At 71.9% G+C, this 22321-nt stretch carries 26 protein-coding genes; 10 read left to right on the top strand and 16 right to left on the bottom strand.

Translation table 11 applies throughout. The features are described 5' to 3' along the window. Positions 1-3: 3 nt before the first annotated feature. Positions 4-1215 (top strand): threonine synthase, encoded by a 1212-nt coding sequence (locus QQ657_RS34290; RefSeq protein ID WP_284746456.1) that lies wholly within the window; start codon positions 4-6, stop codon positions 1213-1215. On the opposite strand, the gene QQ657_RS34285 is transcribed toward QQ657_RS34290, so the two are convergent. After that, positions 1212-1565, bottom strand: coding sequence for an arsenate reductase family protein (locus QQ657_RS34285; protein ID WP_284746455.1), 354 nt, complete (start codon positions 1563-1565; stop codon positions 1212-1214). The genes QQ657_RS34290 and QQ657_RS34285 overlap by 4 nt on opposite strands. A 54-nt stretch (positions 1566-1619) precedes the next feature. Between QQ657_RS34285 and QQ657_RS34280 the strand changes: the two genes are divergently transcribed. After that, on the top strand, positions 1620-2213 hold the full coding sequence (locus tag QQ657_RS34280; RefSeq protein ID WP_284746454.1) for a TetR/AcrR family transcriptional regulator: 594 nt from the start codon (positions 1620-1622) through the stop codon (positions 2211-2213). Further along, on the top strand, positions 2210-2827 hold the full coding sequence (locus QQ657_RS34275; RefSeq protein WP_284746453.1) for an enoyl-CoA hydratase/isomerase family protein: 618 nt from the start codon (positions 2210-2212) through the stop codon (positions 2825-2827). The genes QQ657_RS34280 and QQ657_RS34275 overlap by 4 nt, the downstream gene beginning before the upstream one ends. Before the next feature lie 118 nt (positions 2828-2945). On the opposite strand, the gene QQ657_RS34270 is transcribed toward QQ657_RS34275, so the two are convergent. Together QQ657_RS34270 and QQ657_RS34265 are read right to left on the bottom strand one after the other, a co-directional pair. Further along, entirely contained in the window at positions 2946-4181 is a 1236-nt protein-coding gene (locus QQ657_RS34270; RefSeq protein ID WP_284746452.1) for an RNA polymerase sigma factor, read from the bottom strand. Between the two features lie 5 nt (positions 4182-4186). After that, a complete protein-coding gene (locus QQ657_RS34265) occupies positions 4187-4537 on the bottom strand; it encodes a YciI family protein (RefSeq protein WP_284746451.1) in 351 nt (116 codons plus the stop codon). A 106-nt stretch (positions 4538-4643) separates the two neighbouring features. Between QQ657_RS34265 and QQ657_RS34260 the strand changes: the two genes are divergently transcribed. The 3 genes from QQ657_RS34260 to QQ657_RS34250 are packed head-to-tail and all read left to right on the top strand — an operon-like array spanning position 4644 to position 6282. Continuing rightward, positions 4644-5093, top strand: coding sequence for a hypothetical protein (locus QQ657_RS34260; RefSeq protein WP_284746450.1), 450 nt, complete (start codon positions 4644-4646; stop codon positions 5091-5093). Continuing rightward, on the top strand, positions 5087-5311 hold the full coding sequence (locus QQ657_RS34255) for a helix-turn-helix transcriptional regulator (protein ID WP_284746449.1): 225 nt from the start codon (positions 5087-5089) through the stop codon (positions 5309-5311). The genes QQ657_RS34260 and QQ657_RS34255 overlap by 7 nt, the downstream gene beginning before the upstream one ends. After that, complete coding sequence (locus tag QQ657_RS34250) at positions 5308-6282, top strand: NAD(P)-dependent alcohol dehydrogenase (protein WP_284746448.1); 975 nt, start codon at positions 5308-5310, stop codon at positions 6280-6282. The genes QQ657_RS34255 and QQ657_RS34250 overlap by 4 nt, the downstream gene beginning before the upstream one ends. Here the strand turns inward: QQ657_RS34250 and QQ657_RS34245 are convergent. The 3 genes from QQ657_RS34245 to QQ657_RS34235 form a co-directional block, all read right to left on the bottom strand. Continuing rightward, positions 6272-7153: a M48 family metalloprotease gene (locus tag QQ657_RS34245; protein WP_284746447.1), complete on the bottom strand. Its 882-nt coding sequence runs from the start codon at positions 7151-7153 to the stop codon at positions 6272-6274. The genes QQ657_RS34250 and QQ657_RS34245 overlap by 11 nt on opposite strands. A 79-nt stretch (positions 7154-7232) precedes the next feature. Then, positions 7233-8057 (bottom strand): NAD(P)H-binding protein, encoded by an 825-nt coding sequence (locus QQ657_RS34240; protein ID WP_284746446.1) that lies wholly within the window; start codon positions 8055-8057, stop codon positions 7233-7235. A 51-nt stretch (positions 8058-8108) separates the two neighbouring features. Beyond that, entirely contained in the window at positions 8109-8480 is a 372-nt protein-coding gene (locus QQ657_RS34235) for a YciI family protein (RefSeq protein ID WP_284746445.1), read from the bottom strand. Positions 8481-8653: 173 nt separating this feature from the next. Between QQ657_RS34235 and QQ657_RS34230 the strand changes: the two genes are divergently transcribed. Both QQ657_RS34230 and QQ657_RS34225 read left to right on the top strand, forming a co-directional pair. After that, on the top strand, positions 8654-9736 hold the full coding sequence (locus QQ657_RS34230) for an exo-alpha-sialidase (RefSeq protein WP_284746444.1): 1083 nt from the start codon (positions 8654-8656) through the stop codon (positions 9734-9736). 2 nt (positions 9737-9738) lie between these two features. Then, positions 9739-10023, top strand: coding sequence for a MoaD/ThiS family protein (locus QQ657_RS34225; RefSeq protein ID WP_284746443.1), 285 nt, complete (start codon positions 9739-9741; stop codon positions 10021-10023). Positions 10024-10243: 220 nt separating this feature from the next. Here the strand turns inward: QQ657_RS34225 and QQ657_RS34220 are convergent, their stop codons facing one another. Continuing rightward, entirely contained in the window at positions 10244-10708 is a 465-nt protein-coding gene (locus tag QQ657_RS34220; protein ID WP_284746442.1) for an MFS transporter, read from the bottom strand. Between QQ657_RS34220 and QQ657_RS34215 the strand changes: the two genes are divergently transcribed. Next, the gene (locus QQ657_RS34215) at positions 10656-11024 is read left to right on the top strand and encodes a MerR family DNA-binding transcriptional regulator (RefSeq protein ID WP_284746441.1); all 369 of its coding nucleotides are present in this window, start codon (positions 10656-10658) and stop codon (positions 11022-11024) included. The genes QQ657_RS34220 and QQ657_RS34215 overlap by 53 nt on opposite strands. A gap of 237 nt (positions 11025-11261) precedes the next feature. After that, positions 11262-12719 carry an HNH endonuclease signature motif containing protein gene (locus QQ657_RS34210; RefSeq protein WP_284746440.1) on the top strand — a complete coding sequence of 486 codons (1458 nt, stop codon included), beginning with the start codon at positions 11262-11264 and terminating at the stop codon, positions 12717-12719. A 50-nt stretch (positions 12720-12769) separates the two neighbouring features. On the opposite strand, the gene QQ657_RS34205 is transcribed toward QQ657_RS34210, so the two are convergent. The 9 genes from QQ657_RS34205 to QQ657_RS34165 are packed head-to-tail and all read right to left on the bottom strand — an operon-like array spanning position 12770 to position 22157. Beyond that, on the bottom strand, positions 12770-13819 hold the full coding sequence (locus tag QQ657_RS34205) for a radical SAM protein (RefSeq protein WP_284746439.1): 1050 nt from the start codon (positions 13817-13819) through the stop codon (positions 12770-12772). Between the two features lie 56 nt (positions 13820-13875). Continuing rightward, on the bottom strand, positions 13876-14412 hold the full coding sequence (locus QQ657_RS34200; protein ID WP_284746438.1) for a flavin reductase family protein: 537 nt from the start codon (positions 14410-14412) through the stop codon (positions 13876-13878). Continuing rightward, a complete protein-coding gene (locus QQ657_RS34195; RefSeq protein ID WP_284746437.1) occupies positions 14412-15758 on the bottom strand; it encodes an FAD-binding oxidoreductase in 1347 nt (448 codons plus the stop codon). Before QQ657_RS34195 ends, QQ657_RS34200 begins: the two co-directional genes overlap by 1 nt. After that, a complete protein-coding gene (locus QQ657_RS34190; RefSeq protein WP_284746436.1) occupies positions 15755-16093 on the bottom strand; it encodes an avidin-fold protein in 339 nt (112 codons plus the stop codon). The genes QQ657_RS34195 and QQ657_RS34190 overlap by 4 nt, the downstream gene beginning before the upstream one ends. Beyond that, positions 16090-17388 (bottom strand): ATP-grasp domain-containing protein, encoded by a 1299-nt coding sequence (locus QQ657_RS34185; RefSeq protein ID WP_284746435.1) that lies wholly within the window; start codon positions 17386-17388, stop codon positions 16090-16092. Before QQ657_RS34185 ends, QQ657_RS34190 begins: the two co-directional genes overlap by 4 nt. 17 nt (positions 17389-17405) lie before the next feature. Continuing rightward, entirely contained in the window at positions 17406-18911 is a 1506-nt protein-coding gene (locus tag QQ657_RS34180) for an FAD-dependent oxidoreductase (RefSeq protein WP_284746434.1), read from the bottom strand. Further along, a complete protein-coding gene (locus tag QQ657_RS34175) occupies positions 18908-20446 on the bottom strand; it encodes a class I tRNA ligase family protein (RefSeq protein WP_284746433.1) in 1539 nt (512 codons plus the stop codon). Before QQ657_RS34175 ends, QQ657_RS34180 begins: the two co-directional genes overlap by 4 nt. Beyond that, entirely contained in the window at positions 20443-20814 is a 372-nt protein-coding gene (locus tag QQ657_RS34170) for a cupin domain-containing protein (protein ID WP_350310727.1), read from the bottom strand. The genes QQ657_RS34175 and QQ657_RS34170 overlap by 4 nt, the downstream gene beginning before the upstream one ends. Further along, positions 20811-22157, bottom strand: coding sequence for a SidA/IucD/PvdA family monooxygenase (locus QQ657_RS34165; RefSeq protein ID WP_284746432.1), 1347 nt, complete (start codon positions 22155-22157; stop codon positions 20811-20813). The genes QQ657_RS34170 and QQ657_RS34165 overlap by 4 nt, the downstream gene beginning before the upstream one ends. Positions 22158-22321 lie beyond the last annotated feature (164 nt).

Here is a 22321-nt window from a genome sequence, read left to right as displayed (position 1 = left end):
GCCGTGCCGTACTCGTTCCTCAGCCACCTCGAATGCTCCCGGACCGGCGAGCGCCTCGACGCCGACGCCGTCCAGGGCCTCTCGCCGTCGGGTGCGCCGCTGCTGGCGCGGTACGACCTCGACGGCGTCCGCGAAGCCGTGACGCCGAAGGAGATCGCGGGGCGCGAGCCGACGCTGTGGCGCTACCACGAGGTGCTGCCGGTGCGGTCGGCCGAGCACGTCGTGAGCCTGGGCGAGGGCATGACGCCGTTGCTGCGGCTGCCGCGCTACGGCCGTGAGCTGGGACTTTCGCGGCTGTGGATGAAGGACGAAGGCCTGGTCCCGACCGGCACGTTCAAGGCGCGGGGCGCCGCGGTCGGCGTCTCGCGGGCGGCCGAGTTGGGCGTGGGCGGGATCGCGATGCCGACGAACGGCAACGCGGGTGCGGCTTGGGCGCTGTACGCGGCGCGCGCGGGCCTGTCGAGCCTGATCGCGATGCCGGACGACGCCCCGGCGATCACCATGCGCGAGTGCGTTGCCGCGGGTGCCGAGCTGTACCGGGTGGACGGTCTGATCGGTGACGCGGGGAAGCTCGTGGCGGCGGCGGTTCCGCGGCGTCCGGGGGTGCAGGACGTCTCGACGTTGAAGGAGCCGTACCGCATCGAGGGCAAGAAGACGATGGGGTACGAGATCGCCGAGCAGTTCGGGTGGCGGCTGCCCGACGTCATCCTCTACCCCACCGGCGGCGGGGTCGGGATCATCGGGATCTACAAGGCGCTGCTGGAAATGCTCGCGCTGGGCTGGGTTTCCGGGCCGCTGCCCCGGTTGGTGGCGGTGCAGGCCACCGGGTGCGCGCCGATCGTCCAGGCCTTCTCGCAGGGATCCCGGGAGAGTGTTTTGTTCCCCGACGCCCGGACTGTCGCCTTCGGCATCACCGTGCCCAAGGCACTGGGCGACTTCTTGGTGCTTGACGCGGTGTACGAGACCGGCGGCACCGCGGTGGCCGTCACCGACGAGGAACTGCTTGCCGCGCAACGGGAACTGACCACTTTCGAGGGTACGTTCATCTGCCCCGAGGGCGGGGCGTGCTTCGCCGCGCTGCGGCACCTGCGCGAGTCGGGATGGCTTTCCGGCGACGAGGACGTCGTGGTGCTCAACACCGGCGCCGGGATCAAGTACCCGGAGACGGTGCCGCTCGACGTCCCGCTGCTCGCGAAGGACGGGCGCATTCCTTAAAGGACCGAGCGGACCGTTTCGGGGTCACGGGCGACGACCGTCGTGCCGTCGTCGGCCGTGATGATCGGGCGCTGGATCAGCTTCGGGTTCTCCGCCAGGGCGTCGATCCAGCGCGCGCGGTCGGCCGGGGTGCGGCCCCACGTCTTGAGGCCGAGTTCCTTCGCGATCGGTTCCGCGGTGCGCGTGATGTCCCACGGCTCGAGGCCGAGCCGCTTGAGGACGGCCTTCAGTTCCTTGGCGGTCGGCGGGTCGTCGAGGTAGCGGCGCACGGTGTACTGCGCACCGGCTTCGTCCAACAGCGACACGGCGGACCGGCACTTCGCACACGCCGGATTGACCCAGATCTCCACGACCGGCAGCCTACCGCCTTGGTTTTGGAGCACGCGTTCTGTTATGGTCGCGGCATGCCCCGGCCCCGCGTCCACGACCTCGACGCGCTGCTCGACGTCGCCGAACGGCTGGTCGCGTCGTCGGGCGAGGTCACCGTGCGTGGCCTGGCGGCGGCCGCGGGCGTGCCGAACGGGACGATCTACCACGCGTTCGGGTCGCTCAGCGAGTTGCTGGCCCAGGTCTGGCTGCGCGCGGCGACCGCGTTCCTCGACCTGCAGACCTCGCGGGTGGACGCCGCTTCGTCCCCGGTGGACGCCGTCGTCGCGGCGGCCGACACGCCCGCGGTGTTCGCCTCCCTGCGTCCCGACGGGGCCCGGATGCTGCTTCGCGTCAAGGCAGACAGGCTGTTCGGCCCCGAACTGCCCGACGAGCTGGCGGACGCCCTGCACGCGCTGGACAAACGCCTGGTCGCGCTGCTCGTGCGGCTGGCGCGGCAGGTGTGGGACCGCGGCGACGGCCTGGCCGTCGAGGTGATCACCACCGCCGTCGTCGACCTGCCGACGGCGTTCTTCCGACGCGACATCACCGATCCCCTGGTGCGGGACCGGCTGGCCGCCGCCGTGCGAGCCGTGCTGACTGTACCCCCTCGAGAGAAGGACCGACCGTGACCGTTTTACCCTTGGGCGACGACGAAAACCGCTTCACGCCGGAGTGGCTGCAGCGCGTCCATTCCACTTTGGACGAAGTGGACGACATGCTGGTGACCACCGGCGGCGGCAAGTTCTACTCGAACGGCCTCGACCTCGAGTGGCTCATGGCCAACGGGGACAAGGCTTCCGAGTACGTGGCCGAGGTGCAGGAGCTGTTCGCGCGCGTGCTGACGCTGCCGGTCCCGACGGTCGCGGCGATCAACGGCCACGCGTTCGGCGCGGGCGCGATGCTGGCGATGGCGCACGACTTCCGCGTGATGCGCTCGGACCGCGGGTACTTCTGCTTTCCGGAGGCCGACATCAACATCCCGTTCACACCGGGAATGGCGGCGTTGATCCAGGGGAAGCTGACGCCGTCGGCGGCGATCGCGTCGATGACGACGGGACGCCGGTTCGGTGGCCCGGACGCTTTGTCTTTCGGGCTGGTGGACGAGATCGCGGCCGAGGGCGACGTGGTGAAGGTGGCTTCCGAGCGGGTCAAGGCCTTGGCGGGCAAGGACCGCGGGACGCTGGGCGCGATCAAGGCGACGATGTTCGCGCCTGCGGTGACGGCGCTGCGCACCCCGGCGTAGGCCTCCGGCCCCCGGTATCCACTTTACCCGGGGGCACCGACAGTTCCGGCCGGTCGCGGCGCCGGCTTGGAAGCCATGAAGGGCACCCTCATGGCTCTTATGTCCATAAGGGTGCCCCTCATGGCTTTGGGCACTCGGTGAGGCGGCGGCGCAGGTGGGCCCGCTCGGGTTCCGTGCCCGCCAACGCCAGCGCCTCCTGGTACGCCGACGCTGCTTCGGCGTGGCGGCCGAGGCGGCTGAGCAAATCCGCTCGCGCCGCCGGGAACGGGCTGTACTCCCGCAGCCTGGGTTCGTCCGCCAAGGCGTCGAGCAGTTCCAGGCCCGCCGCCGGGCCGTCCCGCATCGCCACCGCCACCGCCCGGTTCAGCTCCACCACCGGGGATGGCGCCAGCCCGCGCAGCACGTCGTACAGCCCCACGATCTGCGGCCAGTCCGTCCCCGCCACGTCCGGGGCCTCGTCGTGCAGGGCCGCGATCGCCGCCTGGACGCCGTGCAGCCCCGGTGGCCCGCCCGTCAGCGCCACCTCGGCCAACGCCGTCCCCTCCTCGATCAGCGCGCGGTCCCAGCGGCCGCGGTCCTGGTCGTCGAGGAGCACCAGGTCGCCGTCCGGGCCCGTGCGGGCCTCGCGGCGCGCGTGGATCAGCACCATCAGCGCCAGCAGCCCCGCGACCTCCCGCTCCCCCGGCAGCAGCCGGCGCAGGATCCGGGCCAGCCGGATCGCCTCCTCCGCCAGGTCGAGCCGCTGCAGGTCCGGGCCCGAGCTCGCCGCGTAGCCCTCGGTGAAGATCGAGTAGACGACCTGGAGCACGCCCGGCAGCCGCCCGGGCAGCTCGGCGGCGTCCGGGACCCGGAACGGGATGCGGGCCACCCGGATCCGGTTCTTCGCCCGCACGATCCGCTTGCCCATCGTCGCGCTGGGCACCAGGAACGCGCGCGCCACCTCCGCCGTCGTCAACCCCGCCAGGCAGCGCAGGGTCAGCGCCGTCCGGTCCTCCGCCGGCAACGCCGGGTGGGCGCAGGTGAAGAACAGCTGGAGCCGCTCGTCCGGCAGGCCGCCGTCGGCGGGCGGGGCGGGCGCCGCGCGGTCGGCCTCGACCTGCAGCACCGCGAGCCGGGCCGCGTAGGCCTGGTCGCGGCGCAGCCGGTCGACGGCCTTGCGCCGCGCCGTCGTCATCAGCCAGGCACCCGGCTTCGGCGGCACGCCCTCGGCGGGCCAGCGCACCAGCGCGGCCTCGATCGCCTCCGACGTCACCTCCTCAGCCAGGTCGAGGTCGCCGAACCGGCGGACGAGCGCGGCGAGCAACAGCCCGCGCTCCTCCCGGAACACCGCCTCGACCGACGCCCGCCCCTCCACCGCCGTCAGCCCTCGAAATCCGCGAGGGGACGCACCACGATGGACCCGCCGTCGTGGGAGCCCGGGCAGCGCGCCGCCCAGTCGAGCGCGACGTCGAGGTCGGGCACGTCGACGACGAAGTAGCCGCCCAGCACCTCCCGGGTTTCGGCGAAGGGGCCGTCCGTGACGACGCGCTCGCCGCGGTCGTCGACCCGGACCGTGGTGGACGTGGTGAAGTCGGCGAGCGGACTCCCGTAGAGGTGGACGCCCGCCTCCTTGATCTCCTTGTAGAACAGCTGCCAGCCCTCCGGCGTGCAGCCGCCGGTGACCTCGCCCTGGTCGTTCAGGCTGGCGTTGATCAGCATCAGGTACTTCACGGTGGTCCTCCAATGGCTCGGTTGCCGTACGCGGTGACTACGAACGGCCGACGCCGCCTTGGACACCCTCGCCGATAATTTTCTCATGTCAAGAAACTTTGACACGATGTCTGGTTTGTTTTACCTTGACACGGTGACCCACGAAGAGAAGCGCGCCTGGATCCTCGGGATCGCCGCGATAGTGAGCTACGCGGTGTACCTGGTCGTGGTCCTCGGCCGGGCCGGCGGGCGGCCGCTGGCCGAAGTCCCGTACGTCGCGACGCTGATGTGGACGGTCGGCGCGTCGATCGTCGCGTCGATCGTGCTCAGCATCCTCGCCGCGATGGTCTCGAAGGACGGCGGGAAGGACCAGCGCGACCGCGAGATCGGCCGGTTCGGCGAGTACGTCGGCCACTCGTTCGTCGTCATCGGCGCCGTCGCGGCGCTGCTGCTGGCGATGGCCGAAGCACCGCACTTCTGGATCGCCAACGCCGTCTACCTGGCGTTCACGCTCTCGGCGATCCTCGGGTCGGCCGCCCGGATCTTCGCCTACCGCCGGGGTTTCCAGCCGTGGTGAAACCGACCCGCGTCACCAACGCGATCCGCGCCCTCCGGTTCGCGCACGGCCGGCTGACCCAGGCCGACCTCGCCGCCCGGATCGGCGTCACCCGCCAGACCGTCATCGCGATCGAGCAGGGCCGGTACTCGCCCTCGCTCGAGCTGGCGTTCCAGATCGCGCACGTGTTCGGCGTCCCGCTCGAAGAAGTGTTCCAGTACCCGGAGGAGTCACCATGAAAGCGATCGTCCAAGACCGCTACGGCAGCCCGGACGTCCTCGAGTTCCGCGACCTCGGCAGACCGTCGCCCGGTGCCGGCGAGGTCCTCGTGCGCGTGCACGCGGCCGGCGTCGACCCGGGCGTGTGGCACCTGACCACCGGGCACCCGTACCTGCTGCGCCTGCTGGGTTTCGGGCTGCGCCGGCCGAAGCCGCCGGTGCGCGGCCTCGACTTCGCCGGGACGGTCGAAGAGGTCGGCGACGGCGTCACGCGGGTCCGCCCGGGTGACGAGGTGTTCGGCGTCTGCGAAGGCGCGTTCGCCGAGTACGCCGTCGCGAAGCAGCACCTCGTCGCGGCGAAACCCGCCCGTCTCTCCTTCGAGCAGGCGGCCGCCGTGCTGGTTTCCGGCGGCACCGCCCTGCAGGCTCTGCGCGACGTCGGCCGCGTCCAGGCCGGGCAGCGCGTCCTGGTCATCGGGGCGGCGGGCGGCATCGGCACCTTCGCGGTCCAGCTGGCCAAGGCGTCCGGCGCGGAGGTCACGGGGGTGTGCAGCACCGCCAAGACGGACCTGGTCCGCACGCTCGGCGCCGAGCACGTAGTCGACTACACGCGCGAGGACTTCGCGGGCCGACGGTACGACCTGATCGTGGACACCGCGGGCCTACGCTCACTGAGCACCCTGCGCCGGTCGCTGACCCCGCGCGGCACGCTCGTGATCGTCGGCGGCGAAAACGGCCGCAGGTGGCTCGGCGGCATCCAGCGGGTGTTCCGGGCGGCGCTGCTGAACCCGTTCGTGCGGCAGCGGTTGTGCGGGCTCGTTTCCCGCGTGCGCGGCGCGGACCTCGACGACCTGCGGGACCTGATCGAGGCCGGGAAGCTCACCCCGGTGCTCGACCGGACCTACCCCCTCGCCGACGCCGCCGCCGCGCTCGGCCACCTCCACGAGGGGCGCGCGGCGGGCAAGGTCGTGCTCACCGTCCTCACAGCCTGACGCCGAGGTCCTTCAGCCGCTTGACCCGGTCGATGTGGGCAGGGTGCCCGGCCATCAGCCGGGACCACAGCCGGCGCTCGTCACCGCGGTCGCGCAGGCTCCACGCCTTGAGCAGCAGCGCCAGCTCCCGGCCGTACCCGAGCCGCGCCGCCATCCGGTCGGCCCGGTATTCGCCGAGCCGCTTCGACCAGGCGAGCACCGGGCCGAGCAGCGGTGTCAGCAGCAGCCAGGGGTCGAGGAACGCGAGCGCGGTGAGGATGCCGAGGCTGAGCAGCACGGTGACCAGCACCTCGGCCGACCGGCCGAAGGAGCGGAACGCCCGGCCGACGTGCGGTACGACCCAGGCGATCAGCCGGATCAGCCGCGCCAGCACCCGGGCCGGCAGCTCGAGCCAGTGGATCAGCAGGGTGGCCCGCGTGTGCCCGGAGAGGTGGTGGCCCAGCTCGTGGGCGAGGATCGCTTCCAGACCCGGGCGCTCCAGGTCGAGGGCGGCCCGGGTCACCGCGACGGTCCGGCCCCCGGCGGCGAAGGCGTTCAATTCGCGCGAGGGCTCGACCCACAGCCGGTACCGGCCGCCGTCGACGCCGGCCGCGGCGCAGACGGCCGCCCAGCTCGGCGTGAGCCAGGTCAGCTCGCGTTGGCTGGGCTCGCGCATCTTGAGCAGCACGGACAGCACGACGTGCTCGTAGACGGGGACGAACGTGATCGCGCCGGCCACCGCCCAGCCGGCCGGGAACACCCAGAAGTACGCCGGCCAGACCAGTTTTCCGAGCAGGGCCAGCACGAACAGGCTGCTGGCGACCACCGGGACGGCGAGCACCACCCCCAGGACCGCGGAAAGATCCACCCTGGCCCGCTCTTTGTCGCTCACGCTCCCCCTCCCGGCCGGGGTCCACCTTGGCGTGACGCCCGGCGGAGCACAACGGTCCGCCGGAACTGTCCGGGAGCTGTCAGGAAAACGCGTCCGCGTGCGCCTCGGCCCAGTCGGCGAACGTGCGGGCGGGCCGGCCCGTCACCTCGGCCACCGTCGGGTACACGGTCGCTTCGTCCAGGGTTCCGCCGACGTAGAAGTCCCAGAACGCTTCGACGTACTCGCGCGGCATGGTCGCTTCCAGCTCGGCGCGCGTCTCGTCGTCCGGCAGGCCGACGAACTCCAGCTTCCGGCCGAGCACCTCCGCCAGCACCGCGACCTGGTCGGCGGGCCGCAGCGCCACCGGGCCGGTCAGGTCGTGGATCCGGCCTTCGTGGCCGCCCGCGAGCGCCCGCGCCGCCACCGCGGCGATGTCCGCCGGATCGACGGACGCGGCCGCGACCTGCGGGAACTGCGCGCGGACCGTGTCGCCCTCGCGCAGCTGCGGCAGCCAGCGCAGCGCGTTCGCCATGAACGCGCGCGGGCGCAGGAACGTCCAGTCCAGCCCCGACTCCCGCACCGCGCGTTCGGCCAGGGTCATGTAGGCCGAGACCGCGTTGTCCAGGTTCTCGAGCGCCGCCGAGCCACCGGACAGCAGCACGATCCGGCGGACGCCCGCCTCACGCGCCCGAGCCAGCATGGCGGGCATGTCGTGGTAGCCGGGCAGCAGGAAGATCCCGGCGACGCCCTCGAGCGCGTCGCCGAGACTCGCGGGATCGTTGAGATCGCCCGTGACGGCTTCGGCGCCGTCCGGGAGCGCGACGTCCGGCCGGCGCACCAGCGCCCGGACCGGTTCGCCCGCTTTCGCCAGTGCCGCAACCACTTCCGCGCCGACGTTGCCGGTGGCGCCGGTGACCAGGAACATCGCTCTACCCCCAGAGTCGGTTCCCGGCCAGCGTAGCGCCACCGGCGGCCGTCAGTCCTGCGCCGGCAGGTCGTCGTACTCGACGACCTGGCGCACCTCGACCTCGATCTCGTTGTCGAACAGCTCGACGTAGGACTTGGCGAACTCGACGGCCTCCGCCCGGTCGGCGGCGTTGATCAGCGCGAACCCGCCGATGACCTCCTTCGCCTCGGCGAAGGGCCCGTCGGTGACGCGGATGGCCGCGCCGCGCGGCTTGCGGATGAGCGCCCCCTTGTCCGACTTGTGCACGCCCTCGGCCGTGATCAGGATGCCCTTCTCGGCCGCCGCCTGGACGAACCCGCCCATCTTCTCCACGAACTCCGGGGTGGGGTTCCACGCCTGCGGGTCGTTCTCGTCGATCCGGTGCATCATGAGGAAACGCATGGTCGTTCTCCCTGTTCTCGTCGGCCGGGGCCCGGGTCATCCCGGGCTCGTCGACCGGCCTTCACCCCCGCGTCGATCGGCCGCTCGCGGCGTTCGACATTTTTCCCCGAAGATTTTCCGAAGATTTTCCGGCAGGGTACTGTGACGCGGGTCACTGGGAGGAAGGGTGCCTTATGTCCGTTCTGCTCGCGATCGGCACGCGCAAGGGTCTGTGGCTGGCGACCAGCACGGACGACCGCACGAGCTGGGCGGTGACCGGCCCCCACCACCCGATGACCGAGGTGTACGCGGTCGGCATCGACACGCGCCGCGCGGCGCCGCGGCTGCTGGCCGGGGTCACCAGCGAGCACTTCGGGCCGAGCGTCGCCACGAGTGACGACCTGGGCGCGACCTGGCAGGAGCCCGACCACGCCCCCATCGCGTTCCCGCCGGACACCGCCGAGTCCCTGGTCCGCGCCTGGCAGCTCGTGCCAGGGCCGGTGAGCGAACCGGACGTCGTCTACGCCGGCACCGAGCCGTCCGCACTGTTCCGGTCGGCCGACGGCGGCCGGACGTTCGAGCTGGTCCGCGGCCTGTGGGACCACCCGCACCGCGAGCACTGGACGCCCGGGGGCGGCGGCAAGGCGATCCACACGGTCCTCCCGGACCCGGTCGAGCCGGGCCGCGTCACCGTGGCGATGTCGACCGGCGGCGTCTACCGCACCGAGGACGGCGGCGAGTCCTGGCGGGCGAGCAACACCGGCATCAAGGCCGTGCACGTGCCCGACCCGTACCCCGAGTACGGCCACTGCGTGCACAAGGTCGCGATGCACCCGAGCGCGCCGGACCGGTTCTTCGCGCAGGTGCACCACGGCGTCTACCGCAGCGACGACGCCGGGGCGAGCTGGCAGTCCATCGCCGACGGCCTGCCCAGCGACTTCGGCTTCCCGATGGTCGTCCACCCGCACCGGCCCGAGGTGATCTACACGTTCCCGCTGACCGCCGACGTCATGCGGTTCCCGCCCGAAGGCCGGTGCCGGGTGTACCGCAGCGAGGACGCCGGGAAGTCGTGGGAGGCCGTGGGCGCGGGGCTGCCGGACGGGTACTGGGCCGGGGTCATGCGCGACGCGATGTGCGCCGACGACGCCGACCCGGCCGGGGTGTACTTCGGCTCGCGGACCGGCGACGTCTACGCCAGCCGGGACGACGGCGACAGCTGGGAACTGGTCGTCTCGCACCTGCCGGACGTGCTGAGCGTCCGCGCGGCGACGGTGTGACCGTGCGGATCACCGTGCTGGTGCCCGGGCCCCTGCGGGAGAAGACCGGCGGCGAGTCCCGGCTGGACGTCGAGATCGGCGAGCCGGCCACGCTGGGCGCTCTGCTCGACGTGCTCGCGCAGCGGTATCCCGCGTTGGAGCGGCGGCTGCGCGACGAGCAGGCGGGGCTGCGCCGCTACGTCAACTTCTACGTCGACGGCGAGGAGTGCCGCCACCGCGGCGGCCCCTCGGCGGCGTTGCGCGACCGCGGCGAGGTGCAGATCATCCCGTCGGTCGCCGGAGGTTGACTCCTTCGACCTCGGCGAACAGTATTGCCGCGCGCGTGGCCGTCGCCTTCGCGTGCGGGCCGGTGCTGAGCGCGGCCACCGGCACCGAGTGCGACGCCCAGGGTGGTGCCGGTCTGGCGGCCGGAGACGGCCGAGTTGGTGATCGGCGGGTTGACCGCGCCGAGGAAGACGCCGAACAGCAGGTAGTCCGCAAGCACGAGCGGAAGCGGCGTCGACGGGCCTAGCCACGCCCGAGCCGCGCGGGACTCGGGCACGAACGCGACGGTGGCGGCGATCGCGACAGCGATGATCGGCACGTTGCCCCAGAAGACGGCCGCCAGCCCAGGCTGTCGCCGAGGATGGGGCCGAGCGCGAGCGCGAGTACGGACATCGAGCCGAACACGCCGATGGCGCGGGCGCGGTCGGCCGGCGCGGGGAAGGTGGTGACGACGATGGCCAGGGCGACCGGGTTGAGCATGGTGCCATCGACGGCTTCGACGGCGCGGGCGGCGATCAGCCGGCCGATGCCGGGCGCCACGCTGCACAGCAACGACCCGAGCCCGAAGACGGTGAGGCCGGTGAGGAAGACGCGCTTGCGCCCGAACCGGTCGGCGGTCGACCCGGCGAGCACGAGGAACCCGGCCAGCACCAGCGTGCAGGCGTCGACTGTCCACTGCAGACTCGTCGCGGATCGACGGCAGGGCAACAGTGACGATCGAGATGTCCATGACGGCGACGATGCTGGCGCAGCAGATGGCCAGAACCGGAACTTTCATGGCGTCGACGGCCTGACCATTGCCGAGGCGGCGCGCCGCACGGGGGTCAGCGCGCACACGCTGCGGTACTACGAACGCGCTGGCCTGGTGGTCACGCGCGTCGACCGCACCTCCGGCGGGCGGCGGCGGTATGCCGAATTGGTTGGTGCTGGGCGGGGAAATGAGCCGGAACAGCTGGAGTTGCTCGAGGCTCATCGGGTGAGGTGCTGGCTCGGTTGGCTGAGCGGGAGGAGAACTTTCAGTTGATCGATCGGAAGATCGGGGTCTATCGGGGCGGTTGGAGACTGAGGATGCTGATGGGCTTTGGGCTCCTGACTTTTAGAGATCCGGCTTCGCCGGGGCGTGGGAAATCGGCGCTTCGTGTGGTCGCTTGCCGCTCGGTGCGGGAGCGCCGATTCCCCACGCAACGGTGTCCCTGCCGGACTTGCTCGGGATCATTCTTTCGAGTGATGACATGTGTTCGAATGTTGGTAATCTTGTTGTGTGGACAGCGAAGCGGTGTGGAAAGCGGATGCGGTGGCCTTGGCCGACCGCATCTCCGCGCTGCTCACTGTTGCGCGGTCTGCTGAGGCTGAGATCGGTTCTCTGCTCGTGGAAATCGAGTCCCGCGGTGTCATGGAGTTGTTCGGATACCGTTCTGCCGCAAGACTCTTCGAACACCTCGCCGACATCTCCAAGTCCGCTGCCGAGACCGTGGTCAAACGGGCCCGAGCCCTCACACCTACCCACACCCTCGACGGCACCCCCATCCCCGCCGTCGCTCCCGCCACCGGCTTTGCAGCTTCGGACGGTCGGCTAAGCACCCCGATGATCGACACGATCGTCGGCGTGATGACCCAAATCCCACCCGAGCACCGAGACGACGCCGAGCAGCACTTACTGTCCTTCGCTTCCGAGGCCGGCCACAAGCAGGTCGCCGCGCTCGGCGCCCGCATCCTGGCCCACCTGGACCCCGACGGCACCGAACCCGACGAGACCGAGCCGGCCACGCTCAGCCGCGAACTGTCGTTGCGCCGCAAAAGAACCGGGTTCTGGGAACTGAACGGCCGTTTCGACGACGAGACCGGCGCCCGAGCCAGCGCCCTGCTCGACTCCCTCGCACAACGCCGCACGACCGACGAAGGCCCAGACTTACGTTCCCCACTGGAACGCTACGGGGATGCGTTCTCCGACGCGATCGACCTGGCGTTCAACTCCCCAGAGTTGCCGCTGCAGGCCGGCGAACGAGCCCACGTGATGATCGCGGTGTCGTTGGAGGACCTGAAGTCCGGCCTCGCCACAACAATCCTCGGCGACACCATGCCCAAGGTCGGCACCGGCACGGCGCCCCTCGGCAACACCGGCACCATGCCCGCCACCGGTCAGGCCACATTCGGCGAATCCTGGACCCGTGCGAAGGCCGTTGACGGCCGGGCCACGCTCGTCAACACCGGGACCACGCCCAGGCCCACTACCGGTCAGGCCACCCTCGGCGGTACCGGTACCGCCCCCAAGGTAGGCACCGGCCGGGCCACCCTCGGCGACCTCGGCACCATCTCCGCAGCCGAAGCCCGAATCCACGCCTGCGACTGCATGCTCATCCCCGCAGTCCTCGGCAGCAAGAGCGAACCCCTCGACCTCGGCCGCCAACGCCGCCTCATCTCCACCCCACTCCGCCGCGCCCTCTACCTCCGCGACCGCGGCTGCGCATTCCCCGGCTGCCACCGCCCACCCCGACACTGTCACGGCCACCACGTCCGGCATTGGGCCGACGGCGGGGCCACTGAGCTGGGCAACCTGGTCCTCATGTGCGCCCACCACCACCGACTCCTGCACCGCTCCGGCTGGCAAGTCCGCATCGCCACCGACGGCCTACCCGAATTCCTCCCACCGACATTCCTCGACAAACGCCGAAAACCCAGGCGCAACAACCTCCACCAACCACTGCCATTCGCAGCATGAACACAGGGAAAGGCCCGCAACCAACCGGCTACGGGCCCACACCCACGTCATCAAAACAACGTCGCCTGAGCCGGCTCCTCAGGAGGCTGCTGCTCCCGCCGCCCGTTCAGTGCGAACTTGTCCTCGATCGTCTCGTCCGGCTCCGGAAACCCGTACTTCGCGATCAACGGACGGATCCGGGCCCCGATCTCGTGCCGGTACGACGTCTCCGAGCCCGACGAATACAACCGCGTGTACTCCGCCACCAACGACGGATACGTCCGCCGCAACCAAGCGAAGAACACGTCCTTCACCGCGCTGGACAAATACAGCGGGTGGTACAGCACATCCGTCGCCCCCGCCGAAGCCACCGCGGACACCAAGGACTCCAGCTGGGCAGGCGAATCCGACAAGTGCGGCAGGATCGGCGACAGGAACACCGTGCACTCGAGCCCCGCGTCGCGGATCGCGCGGATCGTTGCCAAGCGGGCCGTTGTCGTTGCCGTGCCGAACTCCACCGACTGCTGCAGCTCCTCGTCCAGCATCGACAGCGACACACCCAAGTGCACCGTCGTCCGCTCGGCCGCCCGGGCCAGCAGGTCGAGGTCGCGGCGGATCAGCGGCCCCTTCGTCAGGATCGAGAACGGTACCCGGTGCCCCGTCAGCGCGTCGATGATGCCCGGCATCAGCTCGTACCGGCCCTCCGCGCGCTGGTACACGTCCGTGTTCGTGCCGAACGCCACGCGCGGGGGGAGCTTCCTCTTCCGCGCCAGCTCGTTGCGCAGCACCTCCACGATGTTCGTCTTGACGATGATCTCGTTGTCGAAGTCGCCGGCCACGTTCAGGCCGAGGCGCGTGTGGGTCGGCCTCGCGAAGCAGTACTGACAAGCGTGAGTACACCCGCGGTACGGGTTCATCGTGTACTCGCCCGGCAGCATGCGCGCGTCCGCCGGGACGTGGTTCAGCGCGCTCTTCGCGAGCACCTCGTGGAACGTCACGTCCCGGAACTCCGGCGTGCGGACACTGCGCACGAACCCGGTCAGCCGGGCCAGGCCCGGCAGCGTTCCTTCGTCGACCCGGTCCGTGCGCTGGCCGCTCCAGCGCATCGCGTCTTCACTCACTCCGACGAGCATGCCCGGCCCGGGGTGGCCGGGCTAGCCGGATTCGGACATGACCGCTAGAGCGCCTCGCCCCACTGCCCCGGCCCGGCGACGTGCCGCGGGTCGGTCACCGCGTGGTAGCCGCCGTGGACGAACACCAGGGCCGGTGCGTGCCGGTCGTGGCCCGTGGCCAGCACCTCGCCGACCACCAGCGTGTGGTCGCCCAGGTCGAACTTCTCGGCCAGGGCGCACTCCAGCCAGCTCGCGCCGTCCAGCACGAGCGCTCCCGTCCGCTCCCCCGGCTTAGCCTCCAGGACAGCAATTTCGGAGAAGCGCGACGCACGCGGGCCGGCGAACCGCCGAGCCACGTCCCGCGCGTCTGCCGGCAGGATCGACACCACCCAGCGGCCGGTTTCGAGGAGGTCCGCCAGGAACGCCGACTCCTTGCGGAACGACAGCGAAACCAGCGGCGGGTCGAGGGAGATCGACCCCAGGGAGTTGACGGTCACGGCGTCGTGCCGCCGGCCGCCGGGGGTGTCGCGGTACGTCGTGGCGACGCACACGCCGGTCGCGAAGGTGCGCATCGCGCCACGCAGGTCGGGTGCCATGGTCATCACAACGCCTGCGGGAACGAGAAGAACCGGTCGGGGTCGTACCGGCGCTTGACCTCGGCGAGCCGGGCGGCGTTCGGGCCGTAGTAGGCGCCGCGCCAGTCCTCGAGGTCCGGATCGGTGAAGTTGACGTAGGACGCGTCCGGCGCGAACTCGCCCGTCTCGGCGTGCAGCGCGTGCAGCCAGTCCAGGTTCGCCGCGACCACTCCGGGCGTGTCCTGCTCGGCCCACGACGTGTCCAGGCTCAGCAGGAACTTCGTGTCCCGGTGCGGGAACGCGGTGTCCGCCACCGGGACGCGGCCGATCGCCCCGCCCCACGCGAACAACGCCGCCCCGGCGCCGTCGGGATTGCCGCTGCCGGGCCACTTCTCGACCGCCCGGACGAGCGCCTCCAGCCCGGCGTCCGCGATCGCGTGCGGCGTGCACCGCGTACGGACCGCGAACGCCCCGCCTTCGCTGCTGTGGTGCAGGAAGGACGCCGCGTCCCAGAAGTCCCGGTCTTCGATGTCGACCCGGTCGGGCGCCGCGACGGCGAACGCCGGCGCCAGCAGCTCCCACAGCTCCGAGGCCGGGCCGAGGTGGTGGCCCACCACGGAGACGACGCCGTCGTCGCCCGCCGAGCGCGCGATGCCGATCCGCGCGGAGAACTCCTCCGGCGCGGCGAGCATGATCTCCTGCATCACCGCGAGGACCTCGACCGCGTGCGGCCACGCCCAGAGCACGACGCACGTCGAGCCGGCCGGGGCCGGGCGCGCCTGGAACGTGAAGCCCGTGTTCACGCCGAAGTTGCCGCCCCCGCCGCCGCGGCAGGCCCAGAACAGGTCCGGGTTTTCCGACGCCGACGCCGTGACGACCCGGCCGTCCGCGAGCACGACGTCGGTCGAGACCAGCGCGTCGCACGTCAGGCCGTGCGCGCGGGAGATCGTCGTGACACCGCCGCCGAGGGTCAGGCCGCCGATGCCGACGGTGTCGGAGTTGCCGAGCGGGAACGTCAGGTCCCACGGCCGCAACCCCGCGTAGAGCGCCTTCATCGGGGTGCCGCCGCCGACGGTGACCCGCCCGGTGCCGCGATCGACGCGGATCCCGGACAGCCGCCGCAGGTCGAGCACCAGGCCGGGCCCCGCCGAGTGGCCCGCGTAGCTGTGCCCGCCGCCGCGGACCGTCACCGGCACCGACTCCGCGCGGGCCCACCCGACGGCACGGGCGACGTCGCCCGCGCTCGTCACGGTGAGCACCGCCGCGGGGCGGGTGGCGGCGAACCGCCGGTTCACCGGCGACACGGCGGCGAAGCCGGGGTCGCCGGGGAACCGGAGCTCGCCGAGGCCGCGCAGGCCGTCCCAGGCGGTCATGACGCGACCGCCTCGGCGACCTCTTCGAGGTAGGAGACGCCGGCGGCCGCGTGCTCGCCGTAGCGTTCCCAGACCTCGCGCAGCACCAGGGTGCCGCCGTGCCACTGCGGGGTGTTGGTGCTGTGCCCGGCGATCACCTCGCCACTCGCCAGGACCATCGTGTAGGCCAGCCGCAGGACGCCGCCGGCGTCGCAGGTGCCGGTCACCGTGCCGCGCAGGACGTGGCCGCCCTCGAACTCCGCCCACACCAGGTCGCCGTGCTGGCGGTACTCCGCGTAGGTGCCGTCGCCACCGCCCAGCGTGCGGAACCGGCGGCCGTCGTAGTGGATGCTCATTCGTCCACGTCCAGGAGTCCGGCCGGCATCGCCAGCGTCGTGCCGGCGGGCGGCGGTTCGATCTCGACGGCGTCCACCTCGACCAGCGAGGCCGCGTGGGCCAGCCGCTGCCGGCAGGTGTCGGTGTCGTCGGCCTCGCACACGACGAACGAGTGGCGTGCGATGTAGCCGCCCGGCGGCAGCCGCAGCGTGGTGCCCGGCTCGACCATCGGCGACGCCATGATCAGCCCGGGAGCCTCCCACGGCACCTCGACCGAGTGCACGACGCAGTCGTGGTCCGGGTAGCCGAACCCGATGCCGGCGACCCCGGACCGCGTCGGGGTGACGTCCGGGCGCTGGCCGGTCGCGACGTCGAACAGCACGCTGCCCGGGTCGATGCCGGTGGCCGTCTTGCCGAGCAGCGGGATGAGGTCGCCGCCGAGCCTGCCGTTGATCTCGATGATCACCGGACCGCGCTCGGTCAGCCGGACCTCGGTGTGGGTGATGCCGTTCTCGATGCCGAGCACGCGGTGGGCTTCGGCCAGGACGCGCAACAGTTCCTCGTCGCGCAGCAGCGGGTCGGCGGAGTCGACGAGGTGGCCGGTCTCCTCGAAGAACGGCGGCATCCCGGTGCTCTTGCGGGCGATGAACATCGGCAGGTACTCGCCCTTGTGGACAGCGCCGTCGATGCTGATCTCGGGGCCGTCGGCGAAACCTTCGATGATCGCGCCGCCGCGGAAGGGCTCGTCGCCGACGAGGCTGGCCTCGTGGGCGACGCGGTAGGCGGCGTCGAACTCCCCCGCGTCACGGGCGAGGGAGACGCCCATGCTGGCGCCGAGCGCGCGGGGCTTGACGACCACCGGGAAGCCGATGCGGGCGACCGCCGCGCGGGCGTCGTCGAGGTCGATGGCCAGGTGGAAGCCGGGTTGCGGCAGGCCGGCGGCGGTGAGCCGGACGCGGCAGCTGTGCTTGTCGCGGCAGCCGTGCACGCCGGGGATGCTCAGGCCGGGCACCCCGAACTCGTCGGCCAGCTCGGCCGCCGGCATGACCAGCGGCTCGTCCCAGCAGAGCACGCCGGCCACGGTGTACTGCGTCGCCAGCTCACGGGCGGTCTCGGCGAGCAGCGCGTGGTCGAAGACGTTGACCACGGTGATGTCGTCGAAGTACTCGTGCTGCCAGGTCGGCTTGAGGTTGTTGATCAGGACCAGCCGCAGCCCGGCTTCGCGGGCCCGGTCGGCCACGGAGCGGACGAGGTATTCGCGGTAGAGCTTGAGGCCGCTGCCGATGACGAGCAGCGCACCCGGGTTCGAGGTCATCGAAAGTCCTTTCGGGGTCAGAGGAAGGAAGGCTGGGCGGCGAGCTCGGCGACGACGGCGTCCGCGGCCAGCGGGGCGGTGCGGAAGCCGTCGGCGCCGCTGGCCGGGCGGGCCCAGGCGGCGGGCCCGATGCGGACGAAGCCGGTTTCGTCACCGTCGGAGGTGGCGTAGTGGCAGTGCTTGACGCGCACGACGTCGTAACCGTCCACATCGGACACGATGCCGGCGGCCAGTACGCGGGCCGCCCAGCCCGCGTTGTCGTCGGGGCCGGACAGGGTGGGCACCTCGCGCCGGACGGCGTCGGTGCTGACCTTGAGCAGCGTGCCCGCCACCGAGGGCAGCAGCCACGCCCGGCCGTCGGCACCGATCCCGCCCGCGGTGGGCGTCGCCGCCCAGGCGTGGGCGAGCGCGGCGGGCGGGCGCAGGTAGACCATCGTCTGCCGGTGCAGCGCGACCGGCTGGTCGACCAGCGCCGCGGTCCAGGGACCCGCGGCGACGAGGACGGCTTCGCCGGTCACGGTCGTGCCATCGGCCAGGTGGACTTTCGCCTGGTCCGGGTCGATGGCGACGGCTTCCCGGCCGGGCCGCAGCTCGGCGTCCGGGTGGTGCCGCAGCCAGCGCGCGGCGGCGTGCAGCACGCGGTCGGCGAGCAGCGTCCCGGCGTGCGGCTCGAACACGGCGCCGCTGCCCCGCGGGAACCCGATGAGGGGGTAGGCGGACGGGTGCACGATCCTGATGGGCACCCCGGCGGCTCCCGCAGTGGCGACGGCCGACGGCACGAGACCGGGCGGCAGGGCCTGGAGCACCCCGACGCGCCGGTAGAGGCCGGCCCCCGGCAGGTGGTCGCAGAGCAGCATGTCCAGCTCCCGCCACCGCCGGTGCAGCTCGGCGGCCCGCCGCGTGGCGGCCCGGTCCCCGACGACGAGCGCCCGCAGCGCGCGGTGCTGGTCGAAGGAGGTGGACCCGGGGTGCGGCACGGGGCCGCGTTCGAGCAGGACGACGCGGTGCCCGGCGAGGACGCACTGGATCGCGGTGAGCAACCCGGTGATACCCCCACCGACCACGACGACCCGCAGGCTGCCACGCCGAGCGGACCGGCCGGCCCCGGACGCGGCCACGGCGGGGCGTGGGGCGTTCGCCGCGGCGAGGGTGGTGCCGAGCAGCCCGTTGTGCCCGGCGCTCGCCGGGAGATCCGCCGGGGACAGCGGCCCGCCCAGCCCCATGCTGGGCACGGCGACGGCGGACTCCGGCAGAGTGGCGGCCCGGCCGGCGACCATCGCGGTCGCCTGCCGGGTGCCGGCGCCCGTCACGCCCGGTAAGGTGGCGGTCCCACCGGACCCGGCAAGCACGCTTGCCTGCCGCGCGTCGACGGTCGCCGCCGGGTTCGTCCGCGACACCGCCCGACCCAGGTCACCCCGGCCCGCGCTGGCCTCCAAGCCCGCGCGAGTCACCGCGCCGGCCGGGCCATCCCGGCCGGCGCCGGGCGCGGCGACCACCGCGCCCGGCAACGTGTCCGCGCTCATCGGTCGCTCCCCGCCGGGCGCAAGCGCGGCAGGGCTGCCGGGGTGAACGACTCCGCGTCCACTCCCGCGTCCTCCCCGAGCGCCTGCTCGGCCAGATCCACCAGGATCGGCGCGGCCCCACGCAGCAGCCGGTCGACCTCGAAGCAGAAGTCGCCCGCGTTCGCGCCCGTCACCTCGCGGCCGTCCAGGCGGGCCAGCTGCTCCGCGATCGTCTCCGCCGCGCGGTTCAGGCTGAACCCCGCCAGCTCGTACGACGCCGCGAACCGCTCGGCCATCAGCGCAGCCGCGCGACGCGACCGCGAAGACACCGGCAGCGGACCGATACCGACCCACCGGTTCACCTTGTCCGCCACCCGGTTCCACGGGGAGACGAGCCGCGTCGAGGTCACCCGGGACAGGCCGTCCCGGGTGAAGCTCGTCCGCTGGTGCTCCGGGCTCGTCGCGGCCAGGTGGAACCGGATCAGGTCGCGCGGCACCTCGGCCGCCAGCTCCCGGCTCCACACCACGTGCCCGCGGCTGGTGGAGAACTTCCGGTGGTCCAGCTCGTAGAACTCGTTGGTCAGGTACCGCGTCGGCAGGTCGTAGCGCCCGTCCAGCGCCAGGAGCATGGCCGGGCCGGCGATCGCGAACGGGTAGATGTTGTCGAACCCGAGGAAGTACACGATCTCCGAACCCGCGCCGGCCAGCCACAAGGCGTCCTCCGACGAACCGGCGCCCGAGCGCTTCTCCGCGGCCAGCGCGGTGGCGTGCATGCTCCACGCCATCGGCTCGGCGTTCGGGTTGACGCGCTGTCCCGCGACCTCGGGGAAGGGCACCTCGATGCCCCACGAGATCGGGTACGTCACCGGGAAGTCCGGCAACGGCTTCGACAGCATCGCCGCCATCGCCTGCGCCATGTGCGGCCGCATTCCCGACGCGTGCGCCGCGAAGTGCTCCTGCAGCTGTGCCCGGTACCGTTCGACCGGCAGCACGAGCACGTCGGCTTCGCGCAGCACCATGGGGTCCGACGGGTCCAAAGTGGACCGGACGTCCAGCAGGTCCCCCGCGGCGACCAGCTGCCCGCAGCTCTCGCACAGCCCCGCGCAGCCCTCGGCGAGACACTCCGGGCAGCTGCCGGACGCGAAGCCGTCCACCAGGAACTGCCCCGACCGCGAGGAGTACGGGAACTTCATCGTGCGCAGTTCCAGCTTGCCCGCCGAGTACAGCCGGCCGACGAAGTCGACGACCCACTTGGTGAACCGGTCGTCGTCGCCGGTGTAGCCGTCGACGCCGATACCCATGGCTTCGAGGCTGGCCGAAATCTGCGCGGCCGACGTGGAAACCAGCTCCGCCGGGGTGACCCCGCGCCGGTGCGCGGTCGTCACCACGAACGTCGAGGTGTCCTGGAAACCCGTTCCCAGCAACACTTCCCGGCCCTGCGACCGGGCGTAGCGGGTGTGCACGTCCGCGGCCAGGAACGGGCCCGCGATGTGCCCGAGGTGCAGGTCGCCGTTCGCCGTCGGGGCGGGCGAGATGACGACCGTGCGGGCGTTCATGACACGCCTGCTTCGTGCCGGGCGGTGAAGCGGTCCGCCATCTCCGAGTCCCACCACACGCCGTAGTACTCGAAGTCCGCCGCGCCCCGGTTGGTGACGCAGTGCGTCGACCCCGGGGGCAGCCGGACGACGTCGCCGGCGGTGAAGGGGTGCGGCTCGTCGTCCACGACCAGGGTCGCGGTGCCCGAGACGGCGATGAAGATCTCGTACTCGTGGTGGGAGTGCGCGGTGGAGGTGGTGCCGGGACGCAGGACGCACCAGGCACCTTCGAACGGCGCGTTGAGCTCCGGCCAGGGCAGCAGCCGCTGCGAGTCGAGCCCGTACGCGCGCTCCAAGTGGTCGCGGTCGAGCCGGCGGATGTCGATCACACCCCCACCCCCACGGACTCGTCGGAGCGGCGGCGGTCTTCGTCGGGGCCTGTGCCCGTGACGCGGCGCTCGACGATGTCCCCGGCGATCTCGGCCGACCGCTGGGCCAGCACGCTGATCAGCGAGTCCGAGATGCCGTGCGTCGCCTCGTTGACGCCCTGCAGGTACAGCGCGCCGTGGGCACCGGCACCGAGGTCGGCGCGGTAGCGGCGGTTGACGGAGACGCCGTCCAGGCCGATCGACTCGGCCAGGCCGCGGACCATCGACGGCATCCGCGGGTCGAAGCCGGTACCGAGGAACACCGCGTCGCAGCGGACCTGCTCGACCGTGCCGTGCTTGAGGTCGCGGACGTCGAGCACGAGCTCCTCACCGCCGCCGGGCAGGGACTCCGTCCGGGAGCCGACGACGTCGGCGGAGCCGCGGATCGTCGAAACGGGCTGGCCGAGCATCTTCTGCTTGTAGAGCATCGTGTAGAGCTCTTCGAGGAACGGCCCGGCCAGGCCGCCGTAGTTGGTCAGGTGCATCTCCTCGAGCACCTTCGCACGTGCCTCTTCCGACATCGTGAAGAACTCGTCCACGAAGGACGGGAAGAACAGCTCGTTGACGAACTTGCTGGTCTGGTAGTCCTTCAGGGCGATCGCGCGCAGCAGCAGCGTCGGGGACGAGCCCGGCGCCTCCTGGTGCAGGGCCATGAACATCTCGGCCGCGCTCTGGGCACCGCCGACGACGACCGGCCGCAGCGGCTTGCCCGGGCGGGCCAGCCCCACGGTCTCGGCGACCCGGGTGCTGAACTCGGTGCTGTGCACGACGCGCTCGGCCGGCAGCCCGCGGAACACCTCCGGCACGTGGGCGTCGCGGCCGCCGCCGACGACGAGGTCGCGGCAGAGGATCGTGTCGCCGTCGGACAGCGGGACGGTGAAGCCGAGCACCTGGCCCGACTCCGAGTGGATCGGCAGGACCCGCTCGGCGCGGGCGTTGTAGCGCACCCGGACCTGCTCCAGCGAGTCGGCGACCCACTGCAGGTAGGCCGAGATCTGCCAGCGGAACGGGTTGAAGGTGCCGAGGTTGACGAACTCGTCGAGCTCGCCGCGCTCGTACATGAAGTTGAGGAAGGAGAAGCGGCTGCGCGGGTTGCGCAGGGTGACCAGGTCCTTCACATAGGACACCTGGCTGCGCGCCCACGGCAGCATCAGGTTGCGCTGCCACTTGACGTCTTCGTACTGCTCGAGAACCATGGCGCTCCGGGCCACGCCGGCCCGGCCGCACTCCTCGAGGGCCACGGCCAGCGCGAGGTTCGCCGGGCCGGCCCCGATCATCAGGACATCCACTTCGTGGACAGTCATGTCATCACTGCTTTCACGGATCGACGTGGGGGGGGGCGGGGGGGGGGGGGCCGCCCCCCCCCGGCCGCGTTTCTTCGCCTCGATGACGACGTCGACGGCGCGCTCCGGGTCCACCAGCCGCGGCACCGGCACCTCGTCGATCTCCCGGCACCACGCGCCCAGAA

Source organism: Amycolatopsis ponsaeliensis (assembly GCF_030182635.1).
Classification (GTDB): domain Bacteria; phylum Actinomycetota; class Actinomycetes; order Mycobacteriales; family Pseudonocardiaceae; genus Amycolatopsis; species Amycolatopsis ponsaeliensis.
The sequence above is the reverse complement of the archived record's forward strand: the minus strand, read 5'-3'. Positions and strand labels throughout refer to the sequence as shown.

Coding starts and splice junctions, on each gene's coding strand:
- QQ657_RS34200 (WP_284746438.1), bottom strand. CDS start 14,412: ATGACCATGGCACCCGACCTGCGTGGCGCGATGCGCACCTTCGCGACC.
- QQ657_RS34190 (WP_284746436.1), bottom strand. CDS start 16,093: ATGAGCATCCACTACGACGGCCGCCGGTTCCGCACGCTGGGCGGTGGC.
- QQ657_RS34165 (WP_284746432.1), bottom strand. CDS start 22,157: ATGACTGTCCACGAAGTGGATGTCCTGATGATCGGGGCCGGCCCGGCG.
- QQ657_RS34250 (WP_284746448.1), top strand. CDS start 5,308: ATGAAAGCGATCGTCCAAGACCGCTACGGCAGCCCGGACGTCCTCGAG.
- QQ657_RS34230 (WP_284746444.1), top strand. CDS start 8,654: ATGTCCGTTCTGCTCGCGATCGGCACGCGCAAGGGTCTGTGGCTGGCG.
- QQ657_RS34180 (WP_284746434.1), bottom strand. CDS start 18,911: ATGAGCGCGGACACGTTGCCGGGCGCGGTGGTCGCCGCGCCCGGCGCC.
- QQ657_RS34195 (WP_284746437.1), bottom strand. CDS start 15,758: ATGACCGCCTGGGACGGCCTGCGCGGCCTCGGCGAGCTCCGGTTCCCC.
- QQ657_RS34185 (WP_284746435.1), bottom strand. CDS start 17,388: ATGACCTCGAACCCGGGTGCGCTGCTCGTCATCGGCAGCGGCCTCAAG.
- QQ657_RS34240 (WP_284746446.1), bottom strand. CDS start 8,057: ATGTTCCTGGTCACCGGCGCCACCGGCAACGTCGGCGCGGAAGTGGTT.
- QQ657_RS34175 (WP_284746433.1), bottom strand. CDS start 20,446: ATGAACGCCCGCACGGTCGTCATCTCGCCCGCCCCGACGGCGAACGGC.
- QQ657_RS34235 (WP_284746445.1), bottom strand. CDS start 8,480: ATGCGTTTCCTCATGATGCACCGGATCGACGAGAACGACCCGCAGGCG.
- QQ657_RS34260 (WP_284746450.1), top strand. CDS start 4,644: ATGTCTGGTTTGTTTTACCTTGACACGGTGACCCACGAAGAGAAGCGC.
- QQ657_RS34280 (WP_284746454.1), top strand. CDS start 1,620: ATGCCCCGGCCCCGCGTCCACGACCTCGACGCGCTGCTCGACGTCGCC.